Here is a 19,493-nt window from a genome sequence, read left to right as displayed (position 1 = left end):
ATATTGAGATTTATTACAATCGGGTCAGAAGACATTCTGCAAATGGCTGGTTAAGCCCTGAAGCCTTTGAGAAGAAATATTTTAAGAATTTAGAGGGATTTGTTGTCCACGATACTGTCTAGGATCAGGGTAAGGTAAATTTATATTAAATTATACTTTAAGGAAGTTGGTTCAATTTTTGCTTTCTCTGTAACAACGATAAAAATCGGAGATCAAAATGATGAAAAACAAAAATCACATAAGAGCGATGTATACAAAGGACAAAGGCTGGCGTTTATTTGGTTTGGCGCTTGTTATTCAAATTCTTTTTATTGGAGCAAACTATTTGGCCATCATGAGCTGACTTTGATTTAGGGTATTCTTAAAAGGTATGCTTTAACATAAGTTCAATATTTTGGGGTCATTTTACAGATGTTAAAGTTAATCTATTACGTACCTGAGTCACATCTTGAATCGACTAAACAGTCCATATTTGCTGCTGGTGCAGGTGGTATAGGTAACTATGAACATTGCGCATGGCAAGTCAAAGGGATCGGGCAGTTTAAACCAGTGAAGGGCGCTGATCCTTATATTGGACAGCTCGGTGAACTCGAACAAGTTGAAGAATGGCGCGTTGAAACAATTGTGCTTGAAGAAAAGGCAAGTGAGGTTGCGAAAGCATTAAAGGCAAGTCATCCTTACGAAGAGCCTGCCTTTGAATTTATCCAAATTTTGGATATTAGTTAAATTGTGAGAAATCTGGTTTACGTTTCTGCATAAATGCCTGTACAGCTTCTAGCATTTCAGGTGATTGAACGCGTTGCATAAAGATTTCAGCTTCATGATCAATACATGCAATGATCTTATCCAGATCATGCTTCATCAATGCTTTTGTTTGTTTCAGTGAAGCAAGTGGTAATGCTGCTAAGTGTTGAGCAGTTGCCTGAGCAGATGCGTAAGAGTCTTCAACGACTTCATTCACTAAACCAGCTTGTGTTGCCGTTTCTGCATTAAATTTTTTCGCAGTAAACAAAAGTTCAGCTGCTTTGTGATAGCCAGCTTGTTTAACCAATAGTTGGCTAGCACCACCTTCTGGAGAAAGGCCAAGACTTACAAATGGAATTTGGAATAGGGCAGTGTTGTCAGCAAACACTAAGTCTGCATGTAATAAAATCGTAACACCAATACCAATTGCTACACCTTTTACTGCAATAATCAAGGGTTTGGATAATTTGGCAGCAGATTTAAGGAGTACAAATGGAGGAACTTGACCTGCTGGACCTGCATTAGGATTTTGTACAAAACCCATAAAGTCTTTCATATCATTACCAGCGGTAAAATCTTGTTCAACACCACGTAAAACGACTACTCGTACATCTTTATTTTGGTCAGCTTCATCAAGCGCTTTGGCAATCCATAAGTAAAGTTCGCCATATAATGCATTTTTTGCTTCTGGGCGATTTATGGCTAAGGTGAGTACGCCACCTTGTAAATTTGCTTGTAAATGTTCATGAGGTTGTTGAATACAGCTAAGTGTCATCGTACTATCCTTGCTTTAAACCACGTTGTTGATTTTTAGGTTCTCATTATGGCGCATATTTTTTGTAATAAGCGTAACTGGTGAGTTCATAAAAAGTGAAAAACTCATTATGTATACATTTGACTATCTCGTTTTTATAGGGCGTTTTCAACCATTTCATTTGGCTCATATGCAGACAATTGAAATTGCTTTGCAGCAAAGCCATTATGTCGTTTTAGCATTAGGCTCTGCTCAAATGGAGCGCAATATCAAGAATCCGTTCTTAGCAGTAGAGCGCGAGCAAATGATCTTGTCAAATTTTTCACCGGATGAGCAAAAGCGTATTCGGTTTGTACATGTCGTAGATGTTTATAATGATGAGAAGTGGGTAAAACAAGTCAAATCACTGGTAAATGGTGTAATAGAACCGAACTCAAAAGTTGGCTTGATTGGGCATTTTAAGGATGAGTCTTCTTATTATTTGAGACTATTTCCAGAGTGGATCATGGTGGAACTGGATAGCTTAAAAGACTCTATTTCAGCAACGCCAATGCGTGAAGCTTATTATCGTGGGGAAATCCAAACGGAATTTTTTCCAGTAGGAACGATTAAATTTTTAGATGAATTTAAAGAAACTGAAGTTTATGCTGAACTACAACGCAAATATCTCATAGATGATAAAAGTAATTTAAATTAAATCAGTTTGTGGCTTTAATTCTTGAATTAAGAAATCGATAAAAACACGAATATGAAAAGATTCGTGTTTTTTATGTGGGTAGAGGAGAGAAAAAGGACGTGAAGTTCCTGAAAATTTTGTAAGAACTTCAAGCAACTCTCCATTTTTAAGTTCTTTTTCTACTATAAAACGGTAGGTTTGTAATAATCCTGCACTATGTTTTGCTAAGGTGACAGTACCTAAAATATCATCTAAACAACGAATCTTACCTGTGCTTTGATATTCAATAGTTTGGTGATTTGAGTTGAATAACCAAGGTACATTTTTTCCTGTACTAGGTAGCACAAATTGAATGCATTGATGATGCTGTAAATCGTTAAGGGTTTGCGGTGTGCCGAAATTTTTTAAGTATTCTGGTGAAGCCACCACAATTAGCTCAGCTTGTTCAAGCTGACGTGCAATTAAATTCGAATCAGCAAATTGTCGTCCACGAATTGCTAAATCATATCCTTCTGCAATAAAGTCCACATTTTTATTGGTGAGTTGAACATCAACTTCGATGGCAGGATATTGTCGTGAGAATTTTGCTAATAATGGCAATATTCGGTAATGCCCATAAGGTGTCGGTATGCTGATGCGAATCAAACCTGAGGGTTGTTGCTTTTGGTTTTTAAGTTGTTGCTCAGCTTCTAAAATTTGATTTAATGCTTGTTTACATTCCTCAAAATACATTTTTCCTTGTGGTGTCAAACGTACTTGTCGAGTCGTTCTCATAAAAAGTGGTGTTGCTAAATGTTTTTCTAATCGGGCAATTGAACGGCTTACCGCTGCTGGACTAACACCTGCATGAAGTGCTGCTTTAGAAAAGCTTTCGTTTTCTGCGACTAAGCAAAATAGCTCTACGCTACTAAACATCATTCTTTTTTGCTGTTGAGTCATTTATTACACCATGTAAAAAATGATTTGAGTTCTGGGCTATTTAAGCACATATAAGTAAACAATAAGATGATTTTCATACCTTGTATGGAGTTATTTTATGAAACTATTTTATTCACACAATGCTTGTTCTTTAGCGCCACATATTGTTTTAAGAGAGTTAGGATTTCCATTTGAATTAATCAAGGTTGATTTACACCAGCATTTAACAGAAATGGGTGAAGACTTTTACCAACTTAATAAAAAAGGACAAGTACCGTTATTACAGCTTGATGATGGTGCATTGTTAACGGAGGGCGCTGTAATTAGCCAATTTCTTGTTGACCAATCGTCACGAAAAGATTTATTAGCTGAAATAAATGCCGCCGATCGTTACAAGACTCTCTCATGGATGAACTTTATTGCTTCGGAAATTCATAAAGCGTATTCGCCATTTTTCAATGATTCTTATAATGAACAATGCAAAAGTGTATATAGCATCATCCTCAATAAGCATTATTCATGGATTGATGAACAACTAAAGGGACAAAAGTATTTAACAGGAAGCAACTTTACGATTGCTGATATTTATCTTTTTGTCGTTACTCGCTGGGCTGATTTTATTGGGCTCGATCTAAAGAATTTTATGCATTTAGCAAGTTTTATGCAGAGAATCGCCGAGCGTCAAACAGTTCAAGATGCTATTGCAGCCGAATCCCTTTGTTATGAAAGAAAATTATAAAAGGAGATGAGTATGCCTTATATCTTAATTCAAATTACTAAAGAAAATGTCTCGTTACAGCAGAAACAACAATTAATTCGAGAAGCAACGGAGCTTATGGTTCGTATACTTGATAAAGATCCTGCTACTACATTTGTAGTCATTGATGAAGTTGAAACAGATAACTGGGGTGTTGCAGGTGAAACTGTTTCTGCGATACGAAAAAGATAAAGTTGGAGTACGTAAAATGCAAAATAATCCTATTACTGAGATTCAGAAACAACTAGAGCAATATTTTGATGGTTTGTATTTTTGTGATGTGCAACTTCTAAATAATGTTTTTCATCCTGATGCTATATATATCAATGTAACCGAGCAACCCGTACTACGACTTAGCATGGCTGAATATTTTCCGATTGTTGCGAGTCGGATTTCTCCAGCTTCAAAGCAACAAACACGACAGGATAAAATCAGTTCAATCAATTTGATTCATGAACGGTTGGCGCTAGTCCATGTTGAATGCGTTATCCACCCTAAATATTTTTATGATGCACTTACATTTGTGTTTGAAGATGGGAAATGGAAGGTCATATCGAAAGTATTCCATTATCAAATATTAGCGGACTGAATGATTAAGCATCTGCCCAAAAAATAATACGGTTGGAAAAAGGATCGGTGATGCTGAGTTCAAGTGTTTCCCAATCTGTTTTTTCAACCTGAGGTTTAGAAAATTTATAATCTTTTTGACTGAGTTCACTATGTAACTCATAAATATGTTCCCAATAAATACGGATTGCACTATGAGGACTCGCATCTCCAAAATGCTCAGAGAGATGAATGATGCAATCGTCTTTGGATATTTGTAAATACAACGGAAAGTTATCTTCAAATTGGTGTTGCCAATCAAGCTGAAAGCCTAAGAAATCAAGATAAAATGATTGAGCTAACGCGACATCAAAAATTCTTAAAATAGGGGTAATCGAACCAGATTGCATCATTTTTCCTTTTAACGTGTACCAAATTGTTGTGTCCAGTAACTCTTTTGTTTAGCGGACTGATCCGAAGCACAAGCGATTGCATAAGTTGTAAACTTAGAGTTCATTAGGTTACTACAATGTAGAGGGCTTGCTAGCCATTTTGTCATTACTTCATTTAAAGTTTTCTGTCCACTCGCAACATTTTCACCATTGGCTTTACCAAGTGAATTATAAAGTTTTAAACGTGACTTTAAATCTAGTCCTGTTGATCCAACATGTCCAAGAAAGTTATGTGTTGCCATATCTTGACTATGAGAGAGTGCACCTTGGTATAAATTATTATTCCAACTCAGTGGCGTAGTTGCAGAAAAATACTGCTGACCACACTGGCGTGATTGCTGGCGAATTTGATTAATAGTTTTAAGAATAGCTTGTTGAAAGGCAGGGTTTTGTAAATCTTGGCAGCTTATTTCTATAGGGGATTTCTGAATTTGTGGAGTAGAAGAGCTAAGAGTCGGAGGCATACTCGAAGAGTTCACAGAACATGCAGTTAAAATAAGACTACAAACCGATAAAATAGAAAAGTTTAGTAGACTCATAGTCATCCTTCATTTGAATTATTTTAATATTTTTTATCATACTCCCAATTGAACTGGTTGAGTGATTTTTGTACATGAGAAAAGCGAGTATTAGACTCGCTTTTCTCTACTTAAGTTTATTAAGCTGATTGTAATGTTTTTAAGTCTTCTAGAACTTGTTCAGGATGCCCAGCAGCTTTTACTTTGCGGTAACTTTTAACTAAAGTTTTGTTATGGAAAATAAAAGTAGAGCGTTCAATACCCATTACTTTTTTACCATACATATTCTTTTCTTTAATGACATCAAAGTGATTACAGAGCACTTCTTCTTTATCACTAATCAGATCAATAGTCAGTGCCTGCTTTTCAGTAAAGTTCTGATGAGCTTTTACTGAGTCGCGAGAGACACCGTAAATACGAGCGCCCAAAGCATCAAACTGGTCTTTTAAACAAGAAAAACCGACAGCTTGTGTGGTACAGCCTGGTGTTGAATCTTTAGGGTAGAAGTAAATAATCAGCCATTCATTATCGACTTCAGCTAAATTAACTTCGCCGTGTGTAGTAGGAAATACTTGATTTGGCAGTTGAATATTTTCAGACATTTCTTATCCTTTAAAAGTTAAATTTGATCTAATTCAAGTGGTAGAAAAGCATATTCTTCATGATAAACAATATCGAGTTTTCTTACAGGAATAGCTTTGTTAAAAATTGGACCGTCAATGACAGTGGTATGGAATTCGCCGCCCTCACCACATGGATCAATACCACGGTTTTCAAGCTCTTCTATATATTCTAAAGTTAAAGTTTTACCTAAATCTTCTACTTTCATTCCTAGTTTAAGATTAACAGTGACAATTACACTTTTAAATCCAAATTGAATGAACTCTTCAACAACTTCACGGTGGGGACGTAGCCAGAGTGGCATGCCTAATTTAAGCCCCACTGTTTGAGTGACACGGTCATGCCAACAACCATGTTCAGGCATATCTAGATCACCTGTAACCAACACCTCTGCACCTTTTTGTTTGGCTTCATTCAGTAAGCTAATGAATTTACTTTCATAGTCATTCCAGCTAGATGAAGCCATAAATATGGGTAAGCCAATTGCTTGCGCTTGTGCTCGAATAATATCAAGTGGCATTGCATGCGAACGAGAACGTTGACCATGCTCTTCCAGCATAACAATTAAACCCATTACCTTGCCAGTTTTCATAGCCTGGTAGAGAGCAAGAGAGCTGTCTTTACCTCCACTAAATGAGACAATAGACTTTTTATCAGTTGCGTTGGTTTTCCATTGTTCTTGCATGGTTTATTTCGAATGACTAAATGAGTGTTATTTTAACAGAGCTATAAAAAAGCCTGCATAAATGCAGGCTTAATTTGACTCAATAAAAGCTTATTTTTTAGGAGCTTGTTGTTGAGCTGCTTTCATCGCATCTTCAGTTAACTTTTCAAGTTTAGTTGTTAACTGAGGACCAAAACATGCTTTAAGATCACGGTTTTGTTGTTGTACAAAAGCTAAAGAGCTTGGGCTTTTCTTCGCATTGATTGCGCTTTGAATTTCCCATTTTTGAGCTTCAGTTACTTTACCTTGAGCATCAACTTGGCAGCTACAGAATTTGCTAACTTCAGCTGAACTTAATTTACCGCCTTTTGCAGTTTGGTCTTTACAAACGTTGATTAATGCACCTTTAACGTTAGTGCTTTTATATGCCGCTTGAACTGGGTTTTCAGCTGCATGAGCTGAACCAGCCATAAGTGCAACTGCTGAGAATAAAGATGAAAGAATAAGATTTGATTTTAACAACTTCATAAATTTTACCTACTTATTGCGGTATATAGCGTGTTGGATCGGTAACACCAGCATCGATAAAGCCTTCTTTACGTAAACGGCAACTGTCACACTTGCCACACGCACGTCCTTGAGCATCTGCTTGGTAGCAAGATACCGTTTGGCTATAGTCTACGCCATGTTCAATCCCTAAACGTATAATATTCGCTTTGGATAAATGTAACAGGGGTGTTTCAAATTTAAGTGGTTTTCCTTCAACGCCAGCTTTTGTTGCTAAACGAGCCATATTGGCAAAAGCATCAATAAATTCTGGGCGACAATCAGGATATCCTGAATAATCAACAGCATTGATACCAATCACAATTGCTTCAGCATTGAATACTTCGGCTGCTGCTAAGGCATATGAAAGGAAAATTGTGTTACGTGCTGGTACATAAGTTACAGGAATGCCTTCTTGTAATTGTTCTGGTACCGCAATGTTATGGTCTGTAAGTGCAGATCCACCTAAATTCGCTAAATCGATATTAATAACACGATGTTCAACACCAGCACGTTGAGCTAATGCTTTTGCTGCATCAAGTTCAGTGGTCGAGCGTTGACCATACATAAAACTAATAGCAATACATTCATAGCGCGCTTGTGCCCAAGCTAGGCAAGTGGTTGAGTCTAAGCCGCCTGAAAGTAAAACAATGGCACGAGGGCGCATATTTTTCTCCATATTCGGAATAATTTATTTTATTGAGCGATTAACGACCTGATTCATCATTCCAAAGCAGTTTATGTAACTGTAGTTGGAAACGAACAGGCATTTTATCGTCCAGTATCCACTGTGCCAGATCACGTGCTAAACGTGGTAGGCCAACAGCACCTTTTTCAACTGCAAAAGCAGGGGAGAACCAAACGGTACTGACTTTAGTTTGCAGTTGATATTGTTCAACTTGTTGCTTTGACCATTCATAATCTTCACGGTTACAAATCACAAATTTGATTTGGTCATGTGAGGTTAGATAGTCAAGATTGCTGATGAGATTACGATGTTCTTCACCAGAAGTTGGAGTTTTTAAATCGAGGACTTTAGAAACGCGAGGGTCTACTTTTGAGACATCAAGGGCACCACTGGTCTCTAAAGAAACGTCAAAACCAGCATCGCATAAACGTTGTAATAAAATTAAGCAATTTGGCTGCGCTAAAGGTTCACCACCAGTCACACAAATATAAGGCGTTTTATATTTTTCAGCCGTTTCAATAATGTGCTCAAGTGATAAACGTTCACCACCTTCAAAAGAATAGGTAGTATCGCAATATGTACAACGTAAAGGACAGCCTGTAAGACGAATAAATACAGTCGGTAGACCAGAGGCATTTGCTTCACCCTGCAACGAGTAAAAAATCTCGGTAATGCGTAAACCAGACGCAGGGTCAGAGACAGGAATTGCAGAGGAACGTAAGGAAGCCATTCTAGAAATACCACATTATATAAAAAATAAAATCTCTACGATCAGTGTTGATCGTAGAGATGAGGAGCGATTAAGGCTCCGCAAGAGAGTTATAACAAATTAGTCAGCGCGTAACAAATCGTTCAAGCTAGTTTTTGCACGTGTTTTTGCATCAACTTTTTTCACGATGATTGCAGCATATAAGCTGTAAGTACCACATTTAGATGGCAAGCTGCCTGAAACTACAACTGAACCTGCTGGTACACGACCGTAATGGATTTCCCCAGTTTCGCGGTCATAAATTTTAGTTGATTGACCGATGAAAACGCCCATTGAGATAACTGAGCCTTCTTCAACAATTACGCCTTCAACGATTTCAGAACGTGCACCGATAAAACAGTTATCTTCAATAATTGTCGGGTTAGCTTGTAAAGGCTCTAAAACGCCGCCGATACCAACACCACCAGACAAGTGAACGTTTTTACCAATTTGAGCACATGAACCTACAGTTGCCCATGTATCAACCATTGTGCCTTCATCTACATAAGCACCAATGTTGACATAAGATGGCATTAACACCACATTTTTAGCTTGGAAGCTACCGCGACGAGCAACAGCAGGAGGCACAACACGCACCCCAGCAGCTTTAAATTGCTCTTCAGTCCAACCAGAGAATTTAGTTTCAACTTTGTCGTAGAAACGAAGATCACATGACTCGATTGGTTTATTGTCATTTAGTTTAAATGATAATAAAACAGCTTTTTTTAACCATTGATGAACAACCCATTCACCATTGATTTTTTCTGCAACACGAAGTGTACCGTTATCTAATCCAGCAATTGCTTCTTCAACAGCTTGGCGAATTTCGCTTGAGCAATCTGCTGCAGTAAAGTTTGCGCGGTCTTCAAATGCTTGCTCAATGATCGTAGAAAGCTGAGACATGATCTTCCTTCCATAAAAAATTTTAAAGATTTTACACTAATTTGTGACAAGAATCTTTGAAAAAACGTGTTACGTTTTAAGCGAGAGTTAAAGTGGAAAAGCTTATTAGATAATCAAGTGTTTTTTACACAAAAATGATTTGAAAATAAAAATTTAACTCAATTTGTATCAAAAAATAACAGAAATCTAGCAGTTTTTGTATAAAAAAGACTCTATGCTCTTGAATATAATTTTTGTCACAAGCTGAAAAATTAAAAACAGAGCCTTTTCTTGAGGAGAAAACGATGAAAGTATTACGTGTTTTAGTGACAACTACAGCTTTACTTGCTGCTGGTGCTGCAATGGCAGATGAAGCTGTTGTTCATGACAGTTATGCATTCGATAAGAACCAATTAATTCCAGTAGGCGCTCGTGCTGAAGTTGGTACTACAGGCTATGGTGGTGCTTTATTATGGCAAGCAAACCCATACGTTGGTTTAGCATTGGGTTATAACGGTGGTGATATTTCTTGGTCTGATGATTTATCAATCAATGGTACTAAGTATGACATGGATATGGATAATAAATTAGCATATTTAAATGCTGAGATTCGTCCATGGGGTGCAAGTACTAATCGTTGGGCGCAAGGCGTATATATCGCTGCTGGAGCAGCATATGTTGATAGTCAATATGACTTGACTAAAAAAGTAGGTACGAATGCTTCTGTTGAAATTGATGGAAATCGTTTTAATGGGGGTGCTAATGGGGTAAATATCGCTGGTAATCTAAAGTATGATAACGATATTGCTCCTTACGTAGGTTTTGGTTTCGCACCTAAAATCAATAAAAACTGGGGCGTATTTGGTGAAGTCGGTGCCTATTATACTGGTAATCCTAAAGTAACTTTAGCTTCAAATAATGATGCATTAATTGGTAGCGATGGTCGTACTCTAGGTAAGACTTTAGATGATCAAGAAAACAAAATCCGTAACGATGACAAATACAAATGGTTACCAGTGGGTAAAGTTGGTGTGAACTTCTTCTGGTAATAAATATAAAAAAACGAGCTTCGGCTCGTTTTTTTTTGAACTTAATAAAAGAGCTATTCAGCTCTTTTATTTTATTCTTAATTTTTATTCATCTGGATAAGCAATTTTCTTGAGGGCTTTAATGTCAGCATCGGGTGAGCATAAAGAAATAAACTCATAACCGTAACCACGTAATAAATGGCCTTTACGAACAGCAATCCATGTGGTGTTAACACCAAAGATATCAGTTTTAATTTGTTTTAAACGATAGTCACGTTCTGCATCGTAAGCAACATCGTTGACAATTCCGACGCCCATGCCAAGTTCTACATAAGTCTTGATAACATCGGCATCAAGCGCAGACATTACGATATCTGCATCAATTTGGGCATCTTCAAATGCCTTATCAATTTTTGAACGACCTGTAAAACCACCATGATAAGTAATTAGCGGATATTCAGATAAAGCATCAAGATCAATCTTATTGAGCTTTGCAAGCGGGTGATCTTGCGGAGTAATAATACTGTGTTGCCATTGATAGTATGGAATACTTGCTAAGTTTTCTTCAGTTGTTAAAGACTCTGTCGCAATACCAATATCTGCTTCACCTTGTAATAGCATTTCTGCAATTTCAACAGGGCTGGCTTGTTGCAAAATCAAATGTACTTTAGGGAATAGCTTTTTAAATTGATTAACGATCGGGGGTAGTACATAACGTGCTTGAGTATGCGTTGTTGCAATCGTGAGTGTACCTTCATCCACTTTATTAAAGTCATCGGCAAGACGTTTAATATTTTCCGCATCTACAAGCATACGCTCTACAATGCTAAGTAGTGATTGGCCTGGTTCAGTTAAACCAAGTAAACGTTTACCTTTACGAACGAAAAGTTGTACACCTAATTCATCTTCTAAATCTTTAATATGTTTACTGACACCTGATTGAGAGGTGTATAACGCGGCAGATGCTTCCGTTAAATTAAAGTTTTGGCGTACTGTTTCTCGGATAATTCTTAATTGTTGAAAGTTCATTTACACTTTTCCTCGAAAGAGGTGAGGAACGGCTTTAAATTCCGCGACATGATTCCTCACCAAATAATTCCTTAAGCAACTTGATCTGCAAATAGATGAAGTTGAGATGCACTGACCCAAACAGTTTGATTTGGTTTAAATGCATGTTGTTTTGCAGCTTCACTGCTCAGAGCAATCTCAATTAAACGTCCATTACGATCTTGTAATTCCGCCACTACTTTTCCAGCAATCCAGACTTCACGTACAAAAGTTGCTTCAATTGTATTTGCCTGTGGTTGCGAATGAATATGTAACTCATCCGGACGGGCAAAAGCAATCACTTTTCCTTGCGGTGCCTGAACTGTAGTCGGTAATTTGATACGATCATTGCCAATACGGATAATACCGCCAGCATGTTCACCTTCAAAACGATTTGCTTGACCCAAGAAATCAAATACAAATGGCGTTGCAGGTTTTTCGTAGACTTCACGTGGTGAACCAATTTGTTCAACGTTACCTTTATTCATCACAATAATCTGGTCAGCCACTTCAAGAGCTTCTTCTTGATCATGGGTTACAAAAATTGAAGTGATATGCAATTCGTCATGCAAGTTGCGTAACCAGCGACGTAGTTCTTTACGGACTTTGGCATCTAGTGCGCCAAATGGTTCATCAAGCAATAGCACACGAGGCTCTACAGCGAGTGCTCGAGCTAAAGCAATACGTTGACGTTGACCACCAGAAAGCTGAGCAGGGTAGCGGTCTGCTAAAAAGCCCAGTTGAACTAGGTCAAGCAGACGAGTAACACGTTTTTTAATCTCAGCTTCCGAAGGACGGGTCGCACGAGGGCGAACACGTAAACCAAAAGCAATATTGTCAAATACAGTCATATGACGGAATAAAGCATAGTGCTGAAATACAAAGCCAACTTGACGTTCGCGAACATGGACATTAGTTGCATCTTCGCCTTCAAGCAGCACTTGACCATCATCAGCTGATTCTAATCCAGCAATAATCCGAAGTAGTGTGGTTTTACCGCAGCCAGATGGTCCGAGTAGCGCAACCAGTTCGCCCTCTGGAAAATCTAGGGAAATATTTTTAAGCGCATGGAATGCACCAAAGTGTTTTTCAATATTCTTAACTTGAATACTCATGATTTCATTCCTTACGAATCAGTTGAATGCGGTTCTGGTTTGTCTTGATGCAGTTCTAACCAAGTTTTCAATACCAGTGTTAATAAGGCTAAGAAAGCAAGTAATGAGGACACGGCAAAGGCTGCACTGAAGGTGTACTCGTTATATAAAATTTCAACATGAAGTGGCAGGGTATTGGTTTCACCACGAATGTGACCAGAAACCACTGATACTGCACCAAACTCACCCATTGCACGCGCGTTACACAAAATCACGCCGTAAATTAAACCCCACTTAATGTTAGGCAGAGTGACTTTCCAAAAGGTTTGCCAGCCTGAAGCACCTAACACAATTGCTGCTTCTTCTTCCTCTGTTCCTTGAGCTTCCATCAGTGGAATTAACTCACGTGCAACAAAAGGAACGGTAATAAAGATAGTTGCTAATACAATCGCAGGTACGGCATATAAAATCTTGATGTCATGGTCCATTAACCAGCCGCCTAACCAACCTTGAGCACCAAAAATCAGTACAATCATTAAACCTGCAATAACTGGTGAAACCGAAAAAGGCATATCAATAATGGTGGTTAGAATCGCTTTACCTCTAAACTGGAACTTAGAAACAGCCCATGCTGCGGCAATACCAAATATCACGTTAATTGGAACTGCAATCGCTGCGGTGAGTAATGTTAATTTCACCGCTGACAAAGTATCTGGATCAATTAAAGCCTGAACATAAACTTCAAGGCCTTGTTTAAATGCTTCAACAAAAACCAAAATAAGTGGCAGCATTAAGCAACTAAGAAAGAAAATCAGTGCAACTGTAATGAGCGTATAACGTACCCAAGTCGGTTCACGAGTCGCATCACGAGACTGTAACTTCAAAGCAAGTGCATTGCTGTCGGTATGTAGGTTCATGTGATATTTCTCCCTGTACGACGGTTTGCCCATGCTTGAAGTAAATTAATGGCAAATAAAATAATGAAAGAGAGAACCAACATGACCGCTGCAATGGTGGTTGCACCTGCATAGTCATATTCTTCAAGGCGAGAAATAATCATGAGTGGGGCAATTTCTGTTTTAAACGGCTGGTTACCTGCGATGAAAATTACAGAACCATACTCACCCACGCCACGAGCAAATGCTAAAGCAAAGCCTGTAAATAGAGCAGGTAGTAATATTGGCAAAATAATTTTAGTAATCGTCTGCCAGCGATTTGCCCCAAGTGCAGAAGCAGCCTCTTCAAGCTCGGTTTCGATATCGCTTAGTACGGGTTGAACAGTTCGAACAATAAAAGGAATACCAATAAATACTAAAGCTAGCGTAATTCCGATCGGTGTATAGGCAACCTGAATACCGAGTGGTTCTAAATATTGACCAATCCAGCCAGTGGGTGCATAAAGTGAAGTAAGCGCAATACCTGCAACTGCTGTTGGAAGTGCGAAAGGTAAGTCTACTAAAGCATCAACCAGACGTTTTCCGGGAAAGTTATAACGAACAAGGCACCAAGCTAAAAGTAGTCCGAAAACAACATTAATAAACGCCGCAATTAAAGCTGAACTAAAGCTCAATTGAAGTGATTTTAAAATACGTTCAGAGGTTAAAATTTCCCATAGTCCGTCCCATCCGATTCCAAATGATTTGATAAAGACTGCGGCTAATGGAATAAGCACAATAAAAGAAACGTAGGCGAGGGTGAAGCCCAATGATAGACCAAACCCAGGCAGCACTCGGGATCGCTGCGACATGATATTTCCTCAAAGAGAAAAGCCTGCTGAAACCAGTAAGCGAATAAATAAAGATAAACGGCGCGGTATAAAGCTGGGTATTAAGCAAATTTCAAAGAGAAATGTGTCTTTACCGGATCAATAGATGAGTGGCTACACATCGAGTCTTCAGGAAGTAGATAGTTCAGTAAATCAGGGAATGGGCCAAAACCGGAAGCAACATTAATATGACCGACTTCTCCAAGATTAATAGGATTTAATTGCCAAGCTTTAGCAAGTTGTAAAGCATCAAAAAAATCTAACCAAGGATCATTTTCACTAATCAGTAGTGTTGTAGGCACATTAATTTTTAACTGATGAAAATAATCTTTGTAGTCAGTCAAGCTATGGCGAGCAAAACCAGCTTCACCAAAACGTGCCGGATTTGCAGGAGCAACCAAAATTAGTTTTTTAACCTGAGCTTGTAACTCAGGATGCTCAGCTAAAGCAGCAACACTGGTTAAGCAACCGAAGCTATGCGCAACAATTTGCACGGGTGCTTGTACCGCTTGAACTGTTTTAACAAATTGTTCAATCCATTCACTTAATACGGGTCTATCCCAGTTTTTTTGCTCAACACGAGAACTAGACACGAGTTGACGCTGCAACCAAGATTGCCAATGTTGATGTTCACTTCCACCTACACCTGGAACAATTACAGAGTGAGTCATGTCTGTTCTCCTTATCCTTAGTACAAAGAATTACTTCTCTGCACTATTAATTTTCACGATTTGATCGAAAACACCACCATTATCAAAGTGTTGTTTTTGCACTTTTGTCCAACCGCCAAACTCTTTATCAATTGTTACGAGTTTCAATGGCTTAAATACATTGCTGTATTTTTTGAGTACAGCTGCATTACGAGGGCGGTAGAAGTTACGTGCTGCAATTTCTTGGCCAGCAGGTGAGTACAAGTAGTTGAGGTAACCTTTCGCGATGGTGAGATTGCCTTTTTTGGCAGCGTTTTTCTCAACAACAGCAACTGGTGGTTCAGCTAAAATCGAAAGAGACGGGGTAATAATTTCAAATTTGCCCGGTTGTTCGCGAACAGCTAAATGAGCTTCATTTTCCCAAGCAAGTAACACATCACCAATGCCACGTTCAGCAAAAGTCGTAGTTGCACCACGTGCACCCGAATCTAGAACTTTAGTGTGCTTATAAATTTGGCGGACATACTCTTGTGCTTTAGCATCGTTACCACCTGGTTGATGTTTTGCCCAAGCCCAAGCTGCAAGGTAGTTCCAGCGAGCACCGCCAGAAGTTTTTGGGTTTGGTGTAATAATTTCTACACCTGGTTTGATTAAGTCACCCCAGTCTTTAATTTGTTTAGGATTACCCTTACGTACCAAAAATACGATTGTTGATGTGTATGGTGTAGAGTTTTGCGGTAACTTCTTCTGCCAATCAGTTGGGAGCAATTTTGCTTTTTCAGCAATTTCGTCAATATCAGCTGCAAGTGCTAATGTCACAACGTCAGCATTTAAGCCATCAATCACTGCACGAGCCTGTTTGCCGGAACCGCCGTGTGATTGCTTAAACTGAATATCTTGACCAGTACGCTGTTTCCAATAAGCACCAAACTGCTTATTAAAGTCTGTATATAACTCACGAGTAGGATCGTAAGAAACGTTTAAAAATTCTTGTGCTGCAAATGATGAAACAGAAAGAAGCGCAGCAATAACCCCAACTTTTAATTGAGAAAAACGCATGAGATAACCCCTCAAAAATACGAAATGTTCAAAACATGAACGCAGAATAGCGCTAGTCTTTATTCTAAAAAAATAATAAAAAACGAATTTAATATGAAAAATATAGAAATATAAAAAATGGATAAACTATTCTTAAATCTTGATATATAACAAGTTTCAAAAGTGCTGATTAAATCGGTATAATTTTTTAAAATCAGTCATTTATTAATTAAATGAAAGGTGTTGTATTGTTGGGCGGTTTTTAAGAAAGGACGGATTAAGCATGTGGTGTTTTAAAAATGGTCAACCTGTTGAAACCATTCCGTTACTAGACCGAGCATTTCATTATGGGGATGGATGCTTTACCACAATTCGTATTTTTCAAAATAAGGTTGAGCTTAAGGCTCGACACTGGGAACGTCTAAAACTTGCCTCCCAAAAACTAGCTTTAACTGCAAACTTTGACTTCATTGAACAGAGTTTACAGCATCTATATAAACAAAACCTTGTACTCAATGGTACTTTAAAAATTGTAATTAGCCGTGGTGAAGGTGACCGTGGTTATAGTTTGCCAAAGCATGAAGCAGATATTTATGTCTGGTTCTATCCAAAAGCATTAGATCAGTTCCGACCAGACTTTATTAAGTGTGGGGTTTTAAATCAGGCCTTGGGTTTAACCATGCCAAGTCTAGTTGGACTTAAATCTTTAAACCGTCTGGAACAGGTACTGCTAAAAAAAGAAGCAGATCAACAAGGGTGGGCAGAAGCATTAGTATCTGATGTACAAGGTTATATTGTTGAAGGGGTAAGCAGTAATTGTTTTATTCGTTTAAATGATAGATGGATTACACCGGAACTTCGCTATAATGGCGTCCACGGTGTGATGCGTGCAGAAATTCTGGCGCGTATGCAGCACCATGGAATTGCCTGCGAAGTCAGAATAATTGAATTAGATGAAGTGCCACAAATACAGAGTCTATTCTTTTGTAATGCTTTACATCCAATGCGAGTAGTTACTCAAATAGGTGAACAAACTCTAGATTCACAGGCATGCATAGATTTATTTCATATCCTTAACTTGAATCAGATTCATTAATATGCCGAAGCCACCTGTGAACGCGAAAGCAAAAAATGCTAAAAAAAAGGGCAATAAAACAGCATCTCATTTTCCTAAAAAGTTGGTGCTGATTGGCTTTTTTATTGTTTTAATTTCTATTTTTGCTATTTTGTGGTCAAGTTTATTTAAAGCTTATCCTGTTGAAGGGAAAAAGCAGATGTTATCTATTACATCTGGGGAAACTTATTCTGGTTTTATTGATCGTTTAGCAAAAGAAGACAAAATTAGCTTTCCTATCGTATTAAAGCTTTATCAAAAGTTTATGATTCATGACAGCATGAAAGCTGGTGTGTATGAAATTGAACAAGGGATGAGCGTAAGGCAAGTATTAGAGATGTTGTCTAATGCTGATAATGCTCAGATGAACCGTGTTTTGGTGATTGAAGGTACGACCTTTAAACAGCTTATTACTGCTTTGAAAAATGATAAAAATGTAAAAAATACAATACTCGATTTACCTGATGATCAGCTCATGAAGGCGCTAGGAATTCCATATCATCATCCGGAAGGTTTATTTGCGCCTAACACTTATTTCTTTGCAAAAGGTGAGACTGATAAAAAAATCCTCACCGCTTTATATCATCATCAAATGAAAGCCTTAGATACTGCTTGGGCAAATCGTGCACCAAACTTACCTTATAAAGATAAGTATGAAGCTTTAATTATGGCTTCAATTGTTGAAAAAGAAACAAGTGTAGATAGTGAGCTTGAGCAAGTATCTGGTGTATTTGTGCGCCGTTTGAAAATTGGTATGCGTTTACAAACTGACCCAACCGTGATTTATGGAATGGGTGATAACTATAAAGGCAAGATTACTCGCGAAGACTTACGTACACCAACTGCATATAATACCTATACTATTAATGGTTTACCGCCGACACCAATTGCTTTACCTAGTCAAAAGGCAATTGAAGCAGCATTACATCCAGATGACTCAAATAATATTTATTTTGTGGCAACTGGTAATGGCGGTCATAAATTTACAGCAGATTTACAGGCTCATAATCAAGCGGTACAAGAGTACTTATCCGTGTTGAGATCGAAGAAATAAGGAAAAAAGATGTTTATTAGCTTTGAAGGCACGGAAGGGGTAGGTAAAACTACACTCATTCGAAAAATTCATCAGCATTTTGAAGAGCAAGGTAAACAAGTTGTTTTAACCCGTGAACCAGGTGGTACGCCTTTAGCAGAACAAATACGTTCAATGCTTTTAGCGGTAAATCATGATGAAAATATGAGTCACGATACTGAACTACTCTTAATTTATGCGGCACGTGCGCAACACTTACAACAAGTGATTTTGCCGGCTCTAGAGTCTAGCAAAATTGTTTTAAGTGATCGCTTTACCGATGCAAGCTTTGCTTACCAATGTTCGGGTCGTGGTTTAAGCCAAGATAAATTACAGCTTTTAAATCAGAACTTTGTTTCACGTATGCCAAACGTGACTTTCTGGTTAGATGCACCGATTGAACTCGGTATGAACCGTGCACGTGAGCGTGGAGCTTTAGACCGTTTTGAACAAGAAAAGTTAAGTTTCTTTACTAAAGTTCGCGAAGGTTATGAGACCTTATGGAAAGCTGAACCTGAACGTATTAAACGTTTAGATGCTACGCAAAGTCCTGATCAGGTGTTTGAGCAAGCCTTACAATATTTAGGATAAATAATAAAAGCCACTCTCATATTTGTGGGAGTGGTTAAAAATAATGACAAATCTGCTTAAAAAGAACATAGAGCATATTGAACAATATTTTATGCTATTTTGAATACTGTTCTTAAATCGAAGAAAAACAAGGATGAAAAGTTCAAAAGAAGAAATTATAGCGTTTCTTGAAAAGGAATTTCCCCCAAGTCTTGAACATTGCACGATTGAATCAGTCACGCCTAAAGCTGCTGTCGTTTATTATCATGTCGATCAAAGACATCAACGTCCGGGTGGTACCATATCTGGACCTACCATGATGACTTTGGCAGACTTTGCTTTGTATATCGCAATACTCGGTGAAATTGGAATTGTTGGTTTGGCGGTAACGACGAATTTTAATATTAACTTTCTTAGAAAACCCGCAGGTGATAAAGATCTACGCAGCGAATGTAAGCTCATGAAAGTCGGAAAGAGTCTTGTCGTGGGTGAGGTATGGATTTATTCAGTAGGATTAGATGAACCAGTAGCGCATGTAACCGCAACTTATTCAATTCCACCTAGACCATGAATATTAAATTCAAAAAAAGCACAGCAAGAG

Annotated in this window: 27 protein-coding genes and 1 pseudogene; 12 read left to right on the top strand and 16 right to left on the bottom strand. The window is 38.1% G+C overall.

Translation table 11 applies throughout. The annotated features are described in order from the left end of the window. The 3 genes and pseudogenes from MSG95_RS01915 to MSG95_RS01905 all read left to right on the top strand — a co-directional run. Positions 1-122: pseudogene (locus tag MSG95_RS01915) on the top strand (IS3 family transposase); the annotation flags it as partial. Positions 123-217: 95 nt separating this feature from the next. Beyond that, positions 218-343: a KGW motif small protein gene (locus tag MSG95_RS01910; protein ID WP_004699915.1), complete on the top strand. Its 126-nt coding sequence runs from the start codon at positions 218-220 to the stop codon at positions 341-343. Positions 344-411: 68 nt separating this feature from the next. After that, positions 412-726 (top strand): hypothetical protein, encoded by a 315-nt coding sequence (locus MSG95_RS01905; RefSeq protein WP_004699916.1) that lies wholly within the window; start codon positions 412-414, stop codon positions 724-726. On the opposite strand, the gene MSG95_RS01900 is transcribed toward MSG95_RS01905, so the two are convergent. Continuing rightward, positions 719-1,519, bottom strand: a complete 801-nt coding sequence (locus MSG95_RS01900; protein WP_004699918.1) for an enoyl-CoA hydratase-related protein — start codon at positions 1,517-1,519, stop codon at positions 719-721. The genes MSG95_RS01905 and MSG95_RS01900 overlap by 8 nt on opposite strands. A gap of 109 nt (positions 1,520-1,628) precedes the next feature. Here MSG95_RS01900 and MSG95_RS01895 point away from each other — a divergent pair, with 109 nt between their 5' ends. Next, positions 1,629-2,195, top strand: a complete 567-nt coding sequence (locus tag MSG95_RS01895; protein WP_004699920.1) for a nicotinate-nicotinamide nucleotide adenylyltransferase — start codon at positions 1,629-1,631, stop codon at positions 2,193-2,195. Here MSG95_RS01895 and MSG95_RS01890 read toward each other — a convergent pair. Beyond that, positions 2,187-3,113, bottom strand: a complete 927-nt coding sequence (locus MSG95_RS01890; RefSeq protein WP_004699921.1) for a LysR family transcriptional regulator — start codon at positions 3,111-3,113, stop codon at positions 2,187-2,189. The two genes, MSG95_RS01895 and MSG95_RS01890, sit on opposite strands and share 9 nt — an antisense overlap. Positions 3,114-3,210: 97 nt before the next feature. Between MSG95_RS01890 and gstA the strand changes: the two genes are divergently transcribed. The 3 genes from gstA to MSG95_RS01875 are packed head-to-tail and all read left to right on the top strand — an operon-like array spanning position 3,211 to position 4,438. Further along, positions 3,211-3,831, top strand: coding sequence for a glutathione transferase GstA (gene gstA, locus MSG95_RS01885; protein ID WP_004699922.1), 621 nt, complete (start codon positions 3,211-3,213; stop codon positions 3,829-3,831). A 12-nt stretch (positions 3,832-3,843) separates the two neighbouring features. Next, the gene (locus MSG95_RS01880; RefSeq protein WP_004699923.1) at positions 3,844-4,041 is read left to right on the top strand and encodes a 2-hydroxymuconate tautomerase family protein; all 198 of its coding nucleotides are present in this window, start codon (positions 3,844-3,846) and stop codon (positions 4,039-4,041) included. A gap of 16 nt (positions 4,042-4,057) precedes the next feature. Then, positions 4,058-4,438, top strand: a complete 381-nt coding sequence (locus MSG95_RS01875; RefSeq protein ID WP_004699924.1) for a nuclear transport factor 2 family protein — start codon at positions 4,058-4,060, stop codon at positions 4,436-4,438. A 4-nt stretch (positions 4,439-4,442) separates the two neighbouring features. Here the strand turns inward: MSG95_RS01875 and MSG95_RS01870 are convergent, their stop codons facing one another. From MSG95_RS01870 to dapD, 8 genes are all read right to left on the bottom strand, one after another. Next, positions 4,443-4,805 (bottom strand): glyoxalase superfamily protein, encoded by a 363-nt coding sequence (locus tag MSG95_RS01870; RefSeq protein WP_004699925.1) that lies wholly within the window; start codon positions 4,803-4,805, stop codon positions 4,443-4,445. 11 nt (positions 4,806-4,816) lie between these two features. After that, entirely contained in the window at positions 4,817-5,386 is a 570-nt protein-coding gene (locus tag MSG95_RS01865) for a CAP domain-containing protein (protein WP_004699926.1), read from the bottom strand. 119 nt (positions 5,387-5,505) lie between these two features. Then, positions 5,506-5,967 (bottom strand): peroxiredoxin, encoded by a 462-nt coding sequence (locus MSG95_RS01860; protein WP_004699927.1) that lies wholly within the window; start codon positions 5,965-5,967, stop codon positions 5,506-5,508. A 17-nt stretch (positions 5,968-5,984) separates the two neighbouring features. Continuing rightward, positions 5,985-6,671 carry a diphthine--ammonia ligase gene (locus MSG95_RS01855; RefSeq protein WP_004699928.1) on the bottom strand — a complete coding sequence of 229 codons (687 nt, stop codon included), beginning with the start codon at positions 6,669-6,671 and terminating at the stop codon, positions 5,985-5,987. A 90-nt stretch (positions 6,672-6,761) separates the two neighbouring features. Then, entirely contained in the window at positions 6,762-7,178 is a 417-nt protein-coding gene (locus MSG95_RS01850) for a hypothetical protein (protein ID WP_004699929.1), read from the bottom strand. Positions 7,179-7,191: 13 nt separating this feature from the next. Further along, entirely contained in the window at positions 7,192-7,863 is a 672-nt protein-coding gene (gene queC / locus MSG95_RS01845; protein ID WP_001247780.1) for a 7-cyano-7-deazaguanine synthase QueC, read from the bottom strand. A 40-nt stretch (positions 7,864-7,903) separates the two neighbouring features. Next, on the bottom strand, positions 7,904-8,614 hold the full coding sequence (queE, locus tag MSG95_RS01840) for a 7-carboxy-7-deazaguanine synthase QueE (RefSeq protein WP_004699930.1): 711 nt from the start codon (positions 8,612-8,614) through the stop codon (positions 7,904-7,906). Positions 8,615-8,713: 99 nt separating this feature from the next. Next, a complete protein-coding gene (dapD, locus tag MSG95_RS01835; RefSeq protein WP_004699931.1) occupies positions 8,714-9,535 on the bottom strand; it encodes a 2,3,4,5-tetrahydropyridine-2,6-dicarboxylate N-succinyltransferase in 822 nt (273 codons plus the stop codon). 284 nt (positions 9,536-9,819) lie between these two features. On the opposite strand from dapD, the gene carO reads away from it, so the two are divergent. Continuing rightward, entirely contained in the window at positions 9,820-10,563 is a 744-nt protein-coding gene (gene carO / locus MSG95_RS01830) for an ornithine uptake porin CarO type 2 (protein ID WP_004699932.1), read from the top strand. A gap of 84 nt (positions 10,564-10,647) precedes the next feature. On the opposite strand, the gene MSG95_RS01825 is transcribed toward carO, so the two are convergent. The 6 genes from MSG95_RS01825 to MSG95_RS01800 form a co-directional block, all read right to left on the bottom strand. Next, the gene (locus MSG95_RS01825; protein WP_004699933.1) at positions 10,648-11,571 is read right to left on the bottom strand and encodes a CysB family HTH-type transcriptional regulator; all 924 of its coding nucleotides are present in this window, start codon (positions 11,569-11,571) and stop codon (positions 10,648-10,650) included. A gap of 71 nt (positions 11,572-11,642) precedes the next feature. Beyond that, positions 11,643-12,704: a sulfate/molybdate ABC transporter ATP-binding protein gene (locus MSG95_RS01820; RefSeq protein WP_004699934.1), complete on the bottom strand. Its 1,062-nt coding sequence runs from the start codon at positions 12,702-12,704 to the stop codon at positions 11,643-11,645. Positions 12,705-12,715: 11 nt separating this feature from the next. Further along, positions 12,716-13,600 carry a sulfate ABC transporter permease subunit CysW gene (gene cysW, locus MSG95_RS01815; protein WP_004699936.1) on the bottom strand — a complete coding sequence of 295 codons (885 nt, stop codon included), beginning with the start codon at positions 13,598-13,600 and terminating at the stop codon, positions 12,716-12,718. Beyond that, positions 13,597-14,430: a sulfate ABC transporter permease subunit CysT gene (cysT, locus tag MSG95_RS01810; RefSeq protein WP_004699938.1), complete on the bottom strand. Its 834-nt coding sequence runs from the start codon at positions 14,428-14,430 to the stop codon at positions 13,597-13,599. Before cysT ends, cysW begins: the two co-directional genes overlap by 4 nt. Positions 14,431-14,510: 80 nt before the next feature. Beyond that, positions 14,511-15,119, bottom strand: a complete 609-nt coding sequence (locus MSG95_RS01805; RefSeq protein WP_004699940.1) for an RBBP9/YdeN family alpha/beta hydrolase — start codon at positions 15,117-15,119, stop codon at positions 14,511-14,513. Between the two features lie 30 nt (positions 15,120-15,149). Further along, the gene (locus MSG95_RS01800; protein WP_004699943.1) at positions 15,150-16,157 is read right to left on the bottom strand and encodes a sulfate ABC transporter substrate-binding protein; all 1,008 of its coding nucleotides are present in this window, start codon (positions 16,155-16,157) and stop codon (positions 15,150-15,152) included. A 262-nt stretch (positions 16,158-16,419) separates the two neighbouring features. On the opposite strand from MSG95_RS01800, the gene pabC reads away from it, so the two are divergent. From pabC to MSG95_RS01780, 4 genes are all read left to right on the top strand, one after another. Continuing rightward, positions 16,420-17,232 (top strand): aminodeoxychorismate lyase, encoded by an 813-nt coding sequence (pabC, locus tag MSG95_RS01795; protein ID WP_004699945.1) that lies wholly within the window; start codon positions 16,420-16,422, stop codon positions 17,230-17,232. Position 17,233: 1 nt separating this feature from the next. Beyond that, positions 17,234-18,304, top strand: coding sequence for an endolytic transglycosylase MltG (gene mltG, locus MSG95_RS01790; RefSeq protein WP_004699947.1), 1,071 nt, complete (start codon positions 17,234-17,236; stop codon positions 18,302-18,304). Positions 18,305-18,313: 9 nt separating this feature from the next. Further along, a complete protein-coding gene (gene tmk, locus MSG95_RS01785; protein WP_004699949.1) occupies positions 18,314-18,913 on the top strand; it encodes a dTMP kinase in 600 nt (199 codons plus the stop codon). 133 nt (positions 18,914-19,046) lie between these two features. Further along, positions 19,047-19,463 carry a PaaI family thioesterase gene (locus tag MSG95_RS01780; RefSeq protein WP_004699951.1) on the top strand — a complete coding sequence of 139 codons (417 nt, stop codon included), beginning with the start codon at positions 19,047-19,049 and terminating at the stop codon, positions 19,461-19,463. Positions 19,464-19,493: the final 30 nt, after the last annotated feature.

Source organism: Acinetobacter sp. IK23, assembly GCF_035615275.1.
GTDB classification, from domain to species: domain Bacteria; phylum Pseudomonadota; class Gammaproteobacteria; order Pseudomonadales; family Moraxellaceae; genus Acinetobacter; species Acinetobacter seifertii.
This window is presented reverse-complemented; position numbering and strand designations above follow the sequence as displayed.